The sequence below is a fragment of the Limnochorda sp. genome, from assembly GCF_047459355.1.
GTDB lineage: Bacteria > Bacillota > Limnochordia > Limnochordales > Limnochordaceae > Limnochorda.
In genome coordinates, this window is record NZ_VSCV01000034.1 from 1 (window position 1) to 14,101 (window position 14,101).

Annotated in this window: 15 protein-coding genes and 2 pseudogenes; 10 read left to right on the forward strand and 7 right to left on the reverse strand. The window is 68.5% G+C overall.

Features of this window, described 5'->3' with window-relative positions; translation table 11 throughout:
* Nucleotides 1-320: 320 nt before the first annotated feature.
* On the forward strand, nt 321-740 hold the full coding sequence (locus FWJ67_RS09640) for a DUF6157 family protein (RefSeq protein ID WP_414482399.1): 420 nt from the start codon (nt 321-323) through the stop codon (nt 738-740).
* Nucleotides 741-780: 40 nt separating this feature from the next.
* Nucleotides 781-999, forward strand: a pseudogene (locus FWJ67_RS09645) (protein-tyrosine phosphatase family protein); the annotation flags it as partial.
* Between the two features lie 156 nt (nt 1,000-1,155).
* On the opposite strand, the gene FWJ67_RS09650 reads toward FWJ67_RS09645, so the two are convergent.
* Both FWJ67_RS09650 and FWJ67_RS09655 read right to left on the reverse strand, forming a co-directional pair.
* A complete protein-coding gene (locus tag FWJ67_RS09650) occupies nt 1,156-1,926 on the reverse strand; it encodes a CPBP family intramembrane glutamic endopeptidase (RefSeq protein WP_414482754.1) in 771 nt (256 codons plus the stop codon).
* Nucleotides 1,923-2,581 (reverse strand): annotated as a pseudogene (locus FWJ67_RS09655) (cyclase family protein). The gene FWJ67_RS09650 and the pseudogene FWJ67_RS09655 overlap by 4 nt, the downstream one beginning before the upstream one ends.
* Before the next feature lie 429 nt (nt 2,582-3,010).
* Between FWJ67_RS09655 and FWJ67_RS09660 the strand changes: the two are divergent.
* On the forward strand, nt 3,011-3,664 hold the full coding sequence (locus FWJ67_RS09660; protein WP_414482755.1) for a class I SAM-dependent DNA methyltransferase: 654 nt from the start codon (nt 3,011-3,013) through the stop codon (nt 3,662-3,664).
* A gap of 15 nt (nt 3,665-3,679) precedes the next feature.
* Nucleotides 3,680-3,832, forward strand: a complete 153-nt coding sequence (locus tag FWJ67_RS09665; protein WP_369686528.1) for an RCC1-like domain-containing protein — start codon at nt 3,680-3,682, stop codon at nt 3,830-3,832.
* 23 nt (nt 3,833-3,855) lie between these two features.
* Here FWJ67_RS09665 and nirK read toward each other — a convergent pair whose 3' ends face one another.
* Nucleotides 3,856-5,238, reverse strand: a complete 1,383-nt coding sequence (gene nirK, locus FWJ67_RS09670) for a copper-containing nitrite reductase (RefSeq protein ID WP_304171205.1) — start codon at nt 5,236-5,238, stop codon at nt 3,856-3,858.
* Nucleotides 5,239-5,480: 242 nt separating this feature from the next.
* On the opposite strand from nirK, the gene FWJ67_RS09675 reads away from it, so the two are divergent.
* Nucleotides 5,481-6,167 (forward strand): Crp/Fnr family transcriptional regulator, encoded by a 687-nt coding sequence (locus FWJ67_RS09675; protein ID WP_414482367.1) that lies wholly within the window; start codon nt 5,481-5,483, stop codon nt 6,165-6,167.
* A 1-nt stretch (nt 6,168) separates the two neighbouring features.
* Nucleotides 6,169-7,419, forward strand: coding sequence for a hypothetical protein (locus FWJ67_RS09680; protein WP_304172521.1), 1,251 nt, complete (start codon nt 6,169-6,171; stop codon nt 7,417-7,419).
* A gap of 54 nt (nt 7,420-7,473) precedes the next feature.
* On the opposite strand, the gene FWJ67_RS09685 is transcribed toward FWJ67_RS09680, so the two are convergent.
* The 4 genes from FWJ67_RS09685 to FWJ67_RS09700 all read right to left on the reverse strand — a co-directional run bounded on the left by FWJ67_RS09685 (nt 7,474) and on the right by FWJ67_RS09700 (nt 9,760).
* The gene (locus tag FWJ67_RS09685) at nt 7,474-7,737 is read right to left on the reverse strand and encodes a DUF2249 domain-containing protein (protein WP_304172522.1); all 264 of its coding nucleotides are present in this window, start codon (nt 7,735-7,737) and stop codon (nt 7,474-7,476) included.
* Between the two features lie 115 nt (nt 7,738-7,852).
* Nucleotides 7,853-8,161, reverse strand: coding sequence for a metal-sulfur cluster assembly factor (locus tag FWJ67_RS09690; protein ID WP_304172523.1), 309 nt, complete (start codon nt 8,159-8,161; stop codon nt 7,853-7,855).
* A gap of 13 nt (nt 8,162-8,174) precedes the next feature.
* On the reverse strand, nt 8,175-9,503 hold the full coding sequence (locus tag FWJ67_RS09695; protein WP_414482366.1) for a hypothetical protein: 1,329 nt from the start codon (nt 9,501-9,503) through the stop codon (nt 8,175-8,177).
* Nucleotides 9,500-9,760, reverse strand: coding sequence for a DUF2249 domain-containing protein (locus FWJ67_RS09700; protein WP_304171480.1), 261 nt, complete (start codon nt 9,758-9,760; stop codon nt 9,500-9,502). Before FWJ67_RS09700 ends, FWJ67_RS09695 begins: the two co-directional genes overlap by 4 nt.
* A 382-nt stretch (nt 9,761-10,142) precedes the next feature.
* On the opposite strand from FWJ67_RS09700, the gene FWJ67_RS09705 reads away from it, so the two are divergent.
* From FWJ67_RS09705 to FWJ67_RS09720, 4 genes are all read left to right on the forward strand, one after another.
* On the forward strand, nt 10,143-10,766 hold the full coding sequence (locus FWJ67_RS09705; RefSeq protein WP_304171481.1) for a GNAT family N-acetyltransferase: 624 nt from the start codon (nt 10,143-10,145) through the stop codon (nt 10,764-10,766).
* 332 nt (nt 10,767-11,098) lie between these two features.
* On the forward strand, nt 11,099-12,583 hold the full coding sequence (locus FWJ67_RS09710) for an MFS transporter (RefSeq protein ID WP_414482365.1): 1,485 nt from the start codon (nt 11,099-11,101) through the stop codon (nt 12,581-12,583).
* A 286-nt stretch (nt 12,584-12,869) separates the two neighbouring features.
* The gene (locus tag FWJ67_RS09715; RefSeq protein WP_414482756.1) at nt 12,870-13,643 is read left to right on the forward strand and encodes an SDR family NAD(P)-dependent oxidoreductase; all 774 of its coding nucleotides are present in this window, start codon (nt 12,870-12,872) and stop codon (nt 13,641-13,643) included.
* Nucleotides 13,640-14,101: S-adenosylmethionine:tRNA ribosyltransferase-isomerase (locus FWJ67_RS09720; RefSeq protein ID WP_414482363.1), on the forward strand; the 462-nt coding region annotated here is incomplete at its 3' end. The genes FWJ67_RS09715 and FWJ67_RS09720, both read left to right, overlap by 4 nt.

The window sequence follows — 14,101 nt, forward strand, 5'->3', positions numbered from 1 at the left end:
TTTGGTCAGTGGATGCTTCCTGTGGCGCCCTGGCTAGGGCCGCTTTTCCACTTGCGTTTTTCCCAGGAAACACCGCTGTGGGGCCTTGTCGTTCTTTGCCTGGTGCTGGCGTTCGCCGGCGAAATCAGTAACCGGGGTGCCATTCGGTGAAAGGTTACGGGCGCGTCCTCGCGGGCATGGCGGCGGTCATGACAGTGCCCTGCCTGGTGGACCGCCGCTCGATAGCGCGTAAAATGGGGAAGATGCAGGAAAAGTAGGACCGCCGAAGAAGACTGCGGCAACTTTCGGGGGCGGAAGCCCAGTAGGGGAGGCGAGCCCCGGTGAACTACTACAACACGTTCATCCAGGTTGCCCCGGATTGCCCTGTAGCCCAGGCCAGGATCCCGAAGGAGTCAACCGTTGCAGGGATTCAGTATGAGTTGCTCTCGCGGCATCCCTACACGTACACCCAGGAGGAAATCCTGTTCGAGGTCTTTGTCAGACGCCAAGGTTTCAGCCGGGAAGAGGTCGAGCGCCGCCGGGATGAGCTGTGGGCGAGCTTCTTCCAGAAGTCGCGGCCCTGTTTCCGGGCGTCTCCGCTGCCGAAGACGCACGGGTGGGGGATTCACTTCGACCATCAGGGCCGCGCAGCGCTCTACGCCGTAGAATCGAAGGAGTACCAGGAGTTTGTTTCTGGCCAACGGGGCGACGTGAAGCTGCTCTTTGCAGTGCGCTCGAGACGAGAGCCGCGAAAGCTCTAACCTCGTCCTTCCCGTCACGCTGGGTAGGCCTGGCAGGAGCATGCCCTCGTCCCCGCACTCCCACGAAGCAATCTGTTCAGGTACGTCGCCAGTACCTGTACTGGAGTTCGGAATACCTGACTTTGGCACTCCCGATGATGCGAACTCATTCGCGTCATTTGTGAAGGAAATTTGTGAGCATAGCAAGCGCCGACAGAACGTCCTCATCCATTGCGAGGGTGGCATCGGACGAACGGGCATGGTTGCTCAGTATGTGCTTCTCGCTCTGAGCCTCCCCAAGGAAGAAGCGGCCGGCGGGGGCAGGGAGCAGGCAGAGTCCGGTGGATCCAAGGGGATGCCTCCGTCCTCAAGCCCATTGGTGCAGACTTGGCGCTGGGCGGGGTTCACCATTGAGCACAGTACGGCGATTTCCGGTCTAGAAGAGTCCCGACGTCAGTCCAAAGATGGCGCCGCCGTGGACGAGGGTGGCCGGGAGCACGCCGTATCGGGCCCCGACGATGCCGCAGATGACGCCCTCCCACAGGGTGAACAGGAGGAGCGGCGTGCCGATGGATGTCACCGTGGTCGCCAGGAAGGCGTGGCAGAGGCAGAAGACGAAGCCGGTGACGATGCCGGCTCTGAGGTCGATGTCCTGTCTCTTGAGGACGTTGTACACGTAGCCCCGGAAGAGCAGCTCTTCCAGCAGATTCCCGGCCAGGGCAAAGATGAGGATGGATCCCACAAAGGCCGGATCGACCACGCCGCCCCGATCCATGAGGTCAATCCGGCGATAGAGAAGCACGAATGGGCTGAGCAAGACGGCCAAGGCCACCAGCGCGGAAACCCACCCTTCAAGCTCCGCGCCCTTCCTCAGAAAGACGACTTCCCTGGAGTTTTCCCTGTCGAGGAGGACGAGGAGCCCGACGGCGGTCAAGCTCGAGAGGGCCGTCCCGAGCAAGAAGACGTGGTTGGGAAAGAGCCGGATCCACGGGATGCCGTCGGTCACTCCCAGGCGCCAAAGGGACGAAGGGGTGAGCGCGTCGCGCAGCAGGATGAACGTGAGGATGTACAAGACGACGCGCGCCTGCTTCCCCGGCCGGACCAGGATGAAGACCAAGACAACGACGGCGATCGCTGGCGAGATCCTGATGAGATAGTCGATCAGGTTCTCCATGGTCCCCCCGTAGGAGCGAGTGTTCCCGATCACCCGTCGACGATGGCGAAGGCCCGCACCGGAAAGGAGCTGAAGCCCCGGATCTTGACGGGAACGGCGTAGAATCGGAAGCCGCGTTCAGGCAGCTGATCCAGGTGGCACAGGTGCTCCACGATGGGGATACCGGCCCGAAGGAGGATGGAATGGACGGGTCGCTCACCGGTGGAGGTGGCGTCGATGTTCATGGAGTCGATACCGACCAGGGCCGCGCCCGCCTCTTCCAGCCACGCTGCTGCCTCCGCGGTGAGGAAGGGGTGGCCGTGGAAGTAGGCCTCCGTGCCCCAATGCTTGGACCAGCCCGTATGCACCAGGACGGCCTTCCCCGGACATCTGCCCGGCCGAAGAGCTCCGGACCGATGGCCCGCCGGGAGGGGTCCGCGCGGAAGACGAGCCCTTCCAGGTCCGCCACCTGCTCCAACGCCAGCTCGGAGAGGTCCTTCCCGTCCGCATAGCGGTGGAAAGGGGCGTCGATGTACGTCCCCGTGTTGCCCACCATCTCAATCCGACCGATGTGGAAGGTGGTGCCTTGAGCGTAATGAGCCTGCGAAGCCTCCCGGCTGAGGTGGTCGGTGATGATCGGACCCGGCAGGCCCGGATAGGTCACCATTCCGTCCTCCACCACGTGACTCAGATCGACCAACCTCCGCATGGACCCTCACCTCGCCCCTTGGGGTTGCTGCCCTGGTGTTGGCCGGGCCGTTGCGACAGGGCGATTCGGCATCGGTGGGGGGATTCCTTGCTGTTCCGCAAGAATCTTGAGTGTGATCTGACAGAATGGTCCTGGATGTCGCCGGCGCGGTGGCCCCACGTGTTGTGGCGCTACTCACTGATCTGGACCCGGCCCCGAGGCTTGTGGCTGGGCCACGCTGCACCGGTTCCCCCGACTTTTTCCGGAGGTTCCCCGAGAAAAGTCATACTCCTCTGTCTGAATCGTGGTATGCTCTGGGTAGAAGTTGGATGCCGACGTCTCCCATTCCCAGCCCTGGACCCCGCGCGTTCCTGTCTGAAGGACGAGTGATTCGGGATCTCTTCCAGCCTCCTGGATGACAGGTCCATCTCCAGAGGAGGTGCCGCCGCCGTGGCACAGGAACACGACCGGCTCAGTCTCTTCGACCGCTGGGCGGCAAAGTATGACCAGGCAGTCCGGGGCGCCGCGGGGTTCCCCTTTGCCGGCTACGACCGCGTCCTCGGGGCCGTCTTCCGCGCGGCGAGGGTCCAACAGGGTATGCGGGTGCTGGATGTGGGCGTCGGGACAGGCCACTTGGCGCGGCTTTTCTTGGATGCCGGATGCCAGGTTTGGGGCGTGGACGTTTCCACGAAGATGCTGGCTCAAGCGCGGCAGCGTCTGCCCGGGGTCCGGCTGGTCCGGGCCGATCTGACCCGGAGGCTGCCGGAAGAGGTGCGGGTCGGCTTTGACCGGATCGTCTCCACCTACTTCTTCCACGAGTTCCCCATGACTGAGAAGGTCGCCCTGATCACCCGCCTCACGGACCACGCCCTCAACCCCGGGGGGTTTCTGGTGGTGGGGGATGTGGGGTTCCCCGATCGAAAGGCGTTCGAGCTGGCCCGGGAGCACTGGGCCAGGGAGTGGGATGAGGAGGCGTTCTACTGGGTGGGGGACGAGGCGGTCAGGGCCCTGGAGCAAGCGGGTTTCGACGCGGTGTACACCCAGGTGACGGTCTCGGCTGGGGTGCTGGTGATCCGGCCGGGGCGGCCGTCGGCGTCGGACTGAGAACCCCCGGGGTTGGTGGGGCCTCGGTCGCCCATCGCCGCCGGGGACCGTCACACCGTCGGCCTCCGAGCCGACGGTACCGTCCTGGCCGTAGGCGACAACCGAGCGGGCCAGTGTGAGGTGAGTCGGTGGCGCGACATCCGGCTCCCGGACCCTTGGCCCACCTAGCCTGCCCCGCTCGGTTCACTGACTTACTCCACCGCCCGGAAGACGGAGGGGTTCGCGTCCCCTTCCGCCACGATCACCGCCAGCGCCCCCTTGTCAAGGGCCCGTCCCAGCGCGTGGTCCACAAGGGTGTACTCGCCGGGCACATCCACGGTGAACTCCACCCAGGTGGCCCCGCCCGCGGGGATGGTGGTCGTCTGGACGTTGGTGAGGGCCTGGGTCGCCCCGTCGGGGTGGGCCTCATCGAAGACCTCGCCGATCACGTGGAAGGACGAGATCAGGTTGGGCCCGCCGTTGCCCACGAAGATCCGCACCCGGTCGCCCACCCGCACCCGCATGGCGTGCTCGCCGGTGAGGGCCTGGAACTGGCCGTTGAAGACCACGAAGTTGGGCCGTTCCTCCCACAGGGCGGCCGGGTCAAGGGCGGCATGCCCCACGGCCCCCGGGCGCCCATCGGCGTAAATTTCCCCCTGCATGACGTAGAACTCGTGATCCACCGGGCCGAGCCCTTCGGGCGGCTCCACCACGATCAGCCCGTACATGCCGTTGGCGATGTGGGTGGGGACGTGGGGCGTGGCGCAGTGGTAGACGAAGACGCCCGGATGAAGGGCCTTGAACTGGAAGGCCTTGGTCTCGCCTGGCGCCACCTGGGTGACCGCGCCCCCGCCGCCAGGGCCGTTCACCGCGTGGAGGTCGATGGAGTGGATCTGGGTGCTGGACGGGTGGTTGCTCAGGCGGATCTCCACCGTATCCCCCTGGCGGACCCGCACCATGGGCCCGGGGACGGTGCCGTTGAAGGTCCAGTAGGTGTAGGTGAGACCATCGGCCAGGGTGCCCACCTTCTCCACCGTCTCCAGCTCCACCACCACGTGTTCAGGAGCCTCCCGCCTCACCGGTGGGGGCAGGTCCCGGGGATCCCGGGCGATGCGGGGCGCCTCCACCGCGCCCCCGCCGGCCCCGGCAGCTGGGTCGGCCGAGACCACGATGTTCGCCACCATGCCGGCCAGGTAGTGGCCGGCCAGGTCGCAGAGGATATCATAGGTTCCCTCTTCGTCGAGGGTGAGGGTCCAGCTGCCGTTGGGCCGGATCTCGGGGGAGCGGAAAAGCTCCGGCGCCCGCCCCAGGGTCTCGGGGCGGGCGTGGACCACGTTGTGGTTGACGGGATCCCGGTTGACGAAACGGATGGTGGTGCCCGGCTTCACGTGGATCGTGTCCGGCGTGAAGCGCATCCCCCGCAGTTCGACCACCACCTCGTCGCCCGTGGGCCCAGCCGCCGAAGCGAGCTCGACGGGCCCGGCGTCCCTGCCGCTGGGGGGCTCGAAGCCCAAGAGGCCCCCGATCCCCACCAGGCCTGCGATGACCAGGCTCAGCCACAGGGTGTTCCGGCCGAACCGCTCCAAGGCAGCCACCTCCGTCTCCTCTCTCCCCACCAGCGTAAACCGGAGGCGGTGGGAGGGCAGTGAAGCGCGGCCCAAGCCCCGGTGCGGTGGGTCACATCCAGGTGTGATCGAGCTCACAAAAGGCGGGAAGGCGGGGCCTGTCGATCGGGCGGGCCGGGTGAGCCGCACCCGCCACACTTCGGGGCGGCCTCTGGTGGGCGGGCGCTTCAAGAGAGGCTAGACTGAAGGTATCACCAGCTTGGGGGGCCTGTATGGAGAACGGGCGGGCGGTGCTCGATCAGATTCCCTTCTTTTCAGGCTTGAGCGCGGAGCACAAGGAGCTCTTAGCGCCGGTGGTGGTGACGGCCCGCTACCGCAAAGGCCAGATTCTCTTCGTCGAAGGCGAGCCCAGCCGCTCCCTCCACTTCATCAAGCGGGGGCGGGTGAAGGTGTACCGCCTCTCCAGCGACGGACGGGAGCACATCCTGCACCTGCTGGGCGACGGTGAGCCCATCGCCCTCGTCCCCTTTCTCGACGGCGGGCCGTACCCGGCCAACGCGGAGGTGCTGGAGCCTTCCGAGATCGCGCAGATCACCTTTGAGGCGTTCGAGCGGATCGCCAAGGCCCATCCCGACATCCTCATCCGCCTCCTGCGCCTCCTAGCCCAACGGATGCGGGCCTCCCAGGAGGAGATCACCGCGCTCTCCTTGCAGACCGTCACCTCCCGCCTGGCCCGGCGCATCCTGGAGCTTTGCGAGCGGTACGGCCGGGCGGTGGATGAGGGGATCGAGGTGGACCTCACCCTCAGCCGGCGGGAGTTGGGGAGCTGGATCGGCACCTCCCGGGAGACGGCCACCCGGCTCCTCCAGCAGTTCCAGCGGGAGGGTGTCCTCCGGGTCGAGGGGTCCCGCCTGGTGGTGCTGAAGCCTTTCATCCTTCAATCCTGGAGTGAGATGTAGCGTGGCCATCCGGGTGACGCGCGAGAACCTGGTCCCCCTGCCCAGCCTGGGTCCCTTCTTCATCACCGGCCTCCTGTCGTGGGTGGTGGTTCCCATCCTGCTCTGGCTGGGCCGGGAGGCGCTGGCCGCAGGGCTCTACCGCCATCCCCTCCTTCTCGCCGCGGTCCACGTCACCGTCCTGGGGTGGGGGACAGCCATCGCCTTGGGCGCGCTGCAGCAGATGGTGCCGGTGGTCTTTGGGACGGAGCTGGCTCACCCGGGGTGGGCCCGGTGGGCCGGGGGGCTGTACGCCCTGGGCGTTGTGGCCCTCACCTCAGGGATGGCCACCCTGCGGCCGGAGCTTCTGCTGCCGGGGGCCGTCCTGGTTCCCTGCGGGGTCATCATCGTCCTGATCAACGTGGGGCAGAGCCAAGAAGCATCGGAGGGGCGGGCCGCCCGGCGGATCCGCCCCTTCGTGCTGAGCGCCCTGCTCTACGTGCTCTTGACCGTCCTCGCCGGGGCGGCCCTGGCTGTCAACCTGGCCCTGGGCTGGCTGGGCGAGCGGTGGGCTCTGGTCTTCCCGTTCCACGTCACCGTGGGCCTGGCTGGGTGGTTTGGGATGTTGGTCCTGGGCATCGCCTACCACCTCCTCCCCTTCTTCGGGCTCACGCCCAAGAAGGTGGAACCCCGCTGGGACCGGCTGGTCCTCATCCTCCTCCACGGCGGGGTGGTCGCAACGTGGCTGTCGACGGTGGGGGCCCCATGGGGCTGGCTTGGCCGGGTCGCCCCCGTCTTGTTCGCCGCGGCCCTCGGCCTCTTTCTGTGGGAGACCCGAGCCCTCTTCGCCTCCCGACCCCCGGAGAAGATGCACCCCACCGTCACCTACGTGCGCCTCGCTCACCTGTACCTCGCTGTCCTGGCGGGGGTTCTGCTCTTCTCGGCCCGTGGGCTGGGTCCGCCGCTGGTATGGGCGGGGGTGGCGGGGCTGGGCGGGTGGCTCACCAACGCCATCCTGGGGTACCTTCACCGGATCCTGCCATTCTATGTCTGGCACAACAAGTACTGGGGCCGGGGGAAGGAGCCAGGGGTGCCCGCCTTTCGCGAGATGGTGGCCGAAGGGCCGGCCTGGATCGGCCTGGCTCTGCACAATGCGGGGGTGATTGGGCTCCTCATCGCCTTGCCCACGGGGCTTCCCCTGGCCGGGTACCTGGCGCTCCTCTTGGTGGGCGCGATGGTGGCGGCGGCCAATCTCCTGGGAACCTTCCTTCGCTGACTCGGGCTTCCGGGGAGACAGGCCGCCGCTCGGGAGGAGTGGGGGAAGGGACGCCTACTGGGCCTGGGTCGGCTCCGGGGCGCTGGTCGGCTTCCGGCGGAAGAAGGTGATGCGCCAGTCCCCGTCCTCGTTCTCCTCGGTCCGGTGATCGAAGCCCTTCGCGCCCAGCACCTTGTACAGGGGCCGGGGCTCGAAGGGCGCGATGAGCACCAGTGCCTGGTTGGGGCCCAGCCCGTCGACCGCCTCCATGATCTTGTGGAAGGGTTCCTGGCCCGCCTCGAGATCGGGCCGCACATCGAGCACCACGGCGTTCTCCATGGGGATGGCCTCCTTCTGCTCCTGGCCTGGAAGGACTATGTGATCGGGTCGTGTCGCCCCCGGCGGGGCCAAGGCGCGTTGCTCCGGGGGCCAGCCGACTTCACGGAGAGCCCGCTTAGGTGGCCCAACCCAGGTGGGCGCGGCCGGCGGGTGTGATCCGCTCAGGGCTCCAGGGCGGGTCGAAGGTGAGGTGCACCTCCACCCGCTGGACACCGGGGATAAGGGCCAAGGTCCGCTCCACCGCCTGGACCAGGGTGCTACCGATGGGGCACCCGGGGGTGGTCAGGGTCATGGTGATGGCCACCTCGCCGTCCGCCGGCTGCTCGATGGCGTAGATCAGCCCCAGATCCACGATGTTCAGCTGCAGCTCGGGGTCGACCACACTCCGCAGCGCCTCCCGGATCATCTCGGTGTCGATGGGCATCCGCTCGCCTCCTTTACCTCGTCTCAGGGGCCCCCGGGGCGCTGGCGGGCTGGGGGACGTCCGTGGGTGCCCACACCCAGAAGAAGGTGAGGGCGAGGAGCACCACGCCGAAGAGCAGGATGGCGGCACCGGCCAGGCCGAGGAGCTGGGAGCCGGCGGCGATCGCCCCGGCGACCAGGACCACCCCCGCCTGGTAGGCCCATCCCCCTATCCCGACGGCCTGCTCGTCGATCATGTCGCCGATGGTGGGGAGGTTCGGATCACCCGCCCGGTCCGCATAGACCTGGAGCCAGACCAGCATGGGGGCGATCTTGGCCAGCATCCCGGCGATCATGCTGCCGATCCAACCCAGCGCGAAGAGCATCCCCGCTGCCACCAGGAGCCGCTGGGCGGCCGCCGTGGCCACCCAGGGGGCGCCCGCCGCCCACCCGGCCAACAGGCCGGCGAAGAGAAGGGTGGCCAGGACCAAGTGGCCGACGGCGAGCTGGCTCTGCCGCATGCCGGCCCCCAGGTGCTTCCGGAGCCGCCGCTGGAGCATGGTCCGGACATCGAGCCCGTAGAGGACGATGGCGGCCAGCACGCCTCCCGCTCCCAGGAGCCCCACGGAGGGCCAGGAGAGGGCGGCGCCGGTGAGGAGGATGACGAGCCCTCCGTTGTAAAGCAGGAAGACCCGGCGCACCCGCTCGTCCGGCAGGTTGGCGCTGGTGGTGAACATGGGGATCAGCTTGTAGGAGACGCCGATGGTGATGCCGGTGAACCATCCCAGGCCGCCCAGCAGCATGTGGGCGATGAAGCCGTTCAGGAAGAGCCAGGAGGACCAAACCTTCTCCAGCTGGAGGGCCATGAGGAGGCCGAAAAGCACCGTGCCCATCAGGAAGAAGAGCGCAAAGAGGATGAAGAGGGCCGTCCGGTCGTTCCGCCGGTGCTTGGCCAGGGGGGCGAGGAAGGGGACGGCAAAGAGGAAGGTCCCCGCCACCACCAACGCCCCGCCCACGGTGATCACCCAGGGCATCCAGACGGCAAAGCCCGCGGTCTGGACGAGGATCCCTGGCACGAGCAGGGCGTAGGCCGTCTCCTTGTGGTGCCCCGCCTCGATGGGCTGCCCCGTGATGACCTGGATCATCTGACCCAGCACCCCAAAGGTGATGAGGGTGCCGAACCCTAGGAAAAACAGGTGGGCCAGCACCAGGGTGACCGGGTTGTGCCGGGGAGCCGCCATCAGCTCAGGGAGATGGAGCAGGATGACGGCGGCCGCGCCCACCAGGAAGAGCAGCCCCGTCTGGATGTACCGGGAGGCGGTGGCCGCCGTCCTGTTGGAGGGGACCTCCGTGGGGAGGATCATCGGGGATCCCCGTTCCGGAGGGGCTTTCGGATGGCGATAAGGCACGAGTCGTCGGGCTGGACCTCGGCATGGTACTCGTACCCCAGAGCCTTCAGCTTCGGGTAGAGGAACATGGGCTCCCGGTCGTTGTGGGCCAGGAGGTAGGTATCCTCGGGCAGGTCCTTCAGCGCGGCCAGGATGCGGGCCATGGGCTCAGGCGGCTCCAACCCCCGGTTGTCCAGCTCAAGGCGCTTGGCCAGGTCGGGCCAGGGCTGCACGGGCCTCTCCCCCTCTGGGTGGGGTGCTCCGCCACGGGGCGGGCGACGGAGAAACGGCTCCGTCTGAGGCCATTCTGGCACGCGCCGCTGGGGAACGCAGTGGAGCCGGCCACAGGCGGGTGTGAAGTAGATCACACCGTTCGCGAGATCTTCTCCATGGCCTCGGGCCAGTCAACGATCAGCTCGTCCAGGCAGCGGATCTCCCGCCTGATGGGCTCCTCGATCGTGGGGCGGGAACGTGTCAGGAGGAGTGAGGGGTGTCTCGCCGAATCCCTGGGGTCAACGGCGGGCCGGGCCTGGCTTCACCGGGTGCCCGGCCGTCGCCTCAGTGCTGCCTCCGGGCGGCCGCCAGTCTTCACTCGAGGGTGACGTGCCAGTGACCATGAACGGACGAGGCCCCGCCTACCGCATCCACACCGAACGGACCGTGCTCCGGTGCTGGGATCCTGCTGACGCGCCGCTCCTCAAGGAGGCCATCGACGCCAGCTTGGACCACCTCCGCCCCTGGATGCCCTGGGCGGAGAATGAGCCTGAGGACCTGCCCGCAAAGGTGGCCCGCCTCCGGCGCTTCCGGGCGGAGTTCGATCTGGGCCAGAACTTCATCTACGGCATCTTCGACCGGGAGGAGCGGAGGGTCCTGGGCGGCACCGGCCTCCACCTGCGGGTCGGGCCGGGGGCCCTGGAGATCGGCTACTGGATCCGGGCCGACGAGATCAACCAAGGTTTGGCCACCGAGGTGGCGGCAGCCCTGACCCGGGTCGCCTTCGAGGTGGAGCAGGTGAACCGGGTGGAGATCCGTTGCGACCCGGCCAACGTCCGGAGTGCGGCCGTCCCCCGCAAGTTGGGCTTTGTCCATGAAGCCACCCTCCGGGGGAACTCGCCGCGCGCTGACGGCACCTACCGCGACACCATGGTCTGGGCGCTGCTCAAGAGCGAGTATCCCGAAAGCCCCGCGGCTCGATGCGTTGTCGAGGCTTTTGACGCGTTGGGCCACAGGATTCTCTGACGGCTCCGAGGGTCCGTCGAGAACCCTCGGAACCGGCCCATCACCGACGTGGTGCGGGAAGCACCAGCCGCCCGCGGCGGGCGGCCGCTCCGCTAAGGCGCTCCTCCGAAAGGAGGAGGCGCTCTCCTCCCGCTGGCCGATCCAGCCTAAGTTGCCACCGGTTAGAGTGGGATCGTCGCCCACACAGGTGGAGGCGATCCCATCGGGAGGCTCACCTGCCTCGAGCCCGGCGGGCGTGGGCCAGCAGGCTCTTGGGATGGCGGAAAGGGATCGAACTGCCTGGTGCGGCGAGCCGGAACTTCCGGTAAACGCTCCCTTCGAGGAGGGTGAACATGGAACGGCAGAGCCTTGCGGTTGAGTCTGGCCCGGACGCGTCCCCCAGCCGTCTCCTGCTGGTGATCCTCTCCGCCGTCTTCCTGACCACCTTCACCGGCTCGATGATCAATGTAATGATCCCGGTCATCCGGGCGGAGTTTGCTGCCTCGCCGGCCCTGATCGGCTGGGTGGTGACCGGTTACCTGCTGGCCTACGCCGTGGGCGTGCCCATCCTCGGCCGGGCCTCGGACCGGTACGGCGTCCGCCGGCTCTTCGCCATGGGCCTGGCGGGGTTCGCGGTGGGCGGCCTTGTCTGCGCTCTGGCGCCCAGCTTGTCGCTCCTGGTGGTGGGACGGACCTTCCAGGGGGCCACGGGGGCGGCGGTGCCTGCCCTCTCCGCCGTCGCGGTGGCCCGGGCCTTTCCCTCGGGCCATCGCGGCAGCGCGCTGGGCCTCATCGCCTCCACCGTGGGGATGGGCCAGTCGGTGGGGCCCATCGTGGGGGGCGCCTTGGGCCAATGGCTGGGCTGGCGGGGGCTCTTCGGGATCTCCATCACCCTCGCCCTCACCCTGATCCCCTTGGCCCTGCGTTTTCTCCCCGATGGCCGCTCCGCCCAAGTCCGGCGCTTTGACGCCGTGGGGGGCTTGCTCCTCGCCCTGAGCGCGGGCCTCCTCCTCTTCAGCATCACCCAGGGCCAAACGGTGGGCTTTACCGCCTTCTCCTCGTGGGGCGCCTTCCTCGCCGCCCTCTTGGCTGGCATCGCCCTGGTCCGGCGCAGCCAGCGGGTGGCGCACCCCTTTGTCCCCCTGGGCCTCTTCAGGAATCGGAGCTACGTGGCCGCCCTCGCCACCGGTCCCGTGGCCATGTTCGTCAACCTGTCGGTGCTCATGCTGGTGCCGCTTCTGGTGGTGGAGGTGAACGGCCTCTCCTCCAGTGCCACCGGCCTGGTGCTCACGCCCCATGCGGTCGCCATGGCCCTCGCCTCGCCCTTCGCCGGGCGGCTCTCGGACCGGGTGGGAGTACGGCGCCCCATCCTGATGGGGATCGGGCTTCTGATGCTGACGGTGGCCGCCCTCTCCACCTGGGCCGGGGTCTCCCCGGTGCTGATCGCCGGGCTCATGGCCTGCGTCGGGACGGGACTTGCCTGCATCCAATCTCCGGCCAACAACGCGGTCGCCAACGCCTTGCCGGAGGAGGAGGTGGGCGCGGGCATGGGCCTCTTCCAGGGCACCGGCTTCCTCTTGGGCGCGTCGGGCCCGGCCGTCGCCGGAGCCCTCCTGGCGGCCCGCCAGGAGGCGCAACTGGCCCCCTGGAATCCGCTCGCCACCTTGGAGGCGGCCCCCTTCTCCGATGTCTTCTTGGCCCTGCTCCTTCCCTTCGTGGTCGCCCTGATGGCGGCGCGCCGGCTGCCCACCACAGCCCGAACAAGGCGCGCTGAAGGGGGCGCTGCTCCGGGGCCCCGCCCGGCGCCAGCCGTGGTAGAGCCTGGTGATGGGTCGTAGGCGAGGGCCAGCCGCCCGGGGCTCATCACGCCCGGGAAGGGAAGAAGCGATGGGGGCGGGCGCCAGGCCCGCCCCTGGCCGTTTGGCAGGCGGTGGCGGCATGGGGCGACGCCCCCCGGCCCCCGGGGTTCACCGGGCGGGAAGAGGCGTCAAGACAGGGTGGACCCGGACCTTGGCCTCCTCCCAAAGGAGGAGATGGACCTCCTCCTCCCGGCCGATCCGTCTCTTTCCGAGTTTGGCTAGAGTGGGATCACCACAACCCCACCGGTTCAGTGAGGTGATCCCCATGGAGCGCTCACGCGTCTGGCTGGTGACTGGTGCCAGCCGGGGCTTGGGCCTGGCCCTGGCCCGGGAGGTGGCCCGCCGCGGGGAAGGGCTGGTCATCTGCGCCCGGGGGGCTGAAGGGTTGGCCCAGGCGGCGGCCCAGCTCCGGGCTCTGGGCGCCTCAGTCCACGCGCGGGCGGGCGACGTGGCGGACCGGGACTTGGCCCGCCGCCTGGTGGCCGAAGGGACCGAACGGTTCGGGCGGATCGATGTGCTGGTGAACAACGCCTCCCTCCTGGGCCCGTCGCCCCTCCCGCCCCTGGCCCAGTACCCGCTCGCACAGCTGGAGGAGGTCTTCGCCGCCAACGTCTTTGGGCCCCTGGCCCTCATCCAGGCGGTCCTCATCGGCATGCTGGCCCGGGGCCACGGCCTCATCGTCAACATCTCCTCCGACGCGGCGGTCGGCGGGTACCCAGGCTGGGGCGGCTACGGGGCGAGCAAGGCGGCCCTGGACCTGATCACCCACACCCTGGCCAACGAGCTGGCGGGCACGGGTGTGGGCGCGGTGGCCATCGACCCGGGCGACATGCGCACCCAGATGCACCAGGCCGCCTTCCCTGGGGAGGACATCAGCGACCGGCCGCTGCCCGAGGAGGTGGCCCCGGCCGTTCTCGAGATCATCGACCGGGAGCTGGCCCGGGCGGGGCGAGCAGGGAACGCCTCGGCGAACGGGGCAGAAGGCTCGTACCCGGCCAGGCCCTGGCGCTTTCTGGCCCAAGGGGTGGTCCACCCATGAGGACCGAGGCCCTCCACTTCGATCTTCCCGAAAGCCTCGCCGCCCGAGTACCGCCTGAAGCCCGGGGTTTGGCCCGGGACCAGGTGCGGCTCTTGGTCACCGACCGCCGCCAGGGGTTCCACCGCCACGACCAGTTCGTCAACCTGGCCCGGTACCTCCGGCCGGGCGATCTGCTGGTGGTCAACAATTCCCGGACCATGGCCGCCTCGCTGCCCGCCCGGATGGGCGCCGTCCCCCTGCGCCTCCACTTGTCCACGGATCTGAAGGACGGTCACTGGATCGTGGAGGTGCGGAGCGCGTGGGGCGGGCCCCACGAGGGCCCCCTCCCCGCCGGCGGGAGGGTGGAGGTGGTGGGCGCCCCCCTCCGGGCCCAGCTCCTCCAACCGTATCGGGACTTTGCCCGGCTCTGGCTGGCCCAGATACAGGGCGACCCCTACGCGGCGGCTGTGCGGGTGGGC

Bases quoted from the DNA above. Each gene is read 5' to 3' on its own strand.
- FWJ67_RS09675 (WP_414482367.1), top strand. From the start codon at position 5,481: ATGGAGAACGGGCGGGCGGTGCTCGATCAGATTCCCTTCTTTTCAGGC.
- FWJ67_RS09715 (WP_414482756.1), top strand. From the start codon at position 12,870: ATGGAGCGCTCACGCGTCTGGCTGGTGACTGGTGCCAGCCGGGGCTTG.
- FWJ67_RS09710 (WP_414482365.1), top strand. From the start codon at position 11,099: ATGGAACGGCAGAGCCTTGCGGTTGAGTCTGGCCCGGACGCGTCCCCC.
- FWJ67_RS09685 (WP_304172522.1), bottom strand. From the start codon at position 7,737: ATGGAGAACGCCGTGGTGCTCGATGTGCGGCCCGATCTCGAGGCGGGC.
- FWJ67_RS09695 (WP_414482366.1), bottom strand. From the start codon at position 9,503: ATGATCCTCCCCACGGAGGTCCCCTCCAACAGGACGGCGGCCACCGCC.
- FWJ67_RS09705 (WP_304171481.1), top strand. From the start codon at position 10,143: ATGAACGGACGAGGCCCCGCCTACCGCATCCACACCGAACGGACCGTG.
- FWJ67_RS09690 (WP_304172523.1), bottom strand. From the start codon at position 8,161: ATGCCCATCGACACCGAGATGATCCGGGAGGCGCTGCGGAGTGTGGTC.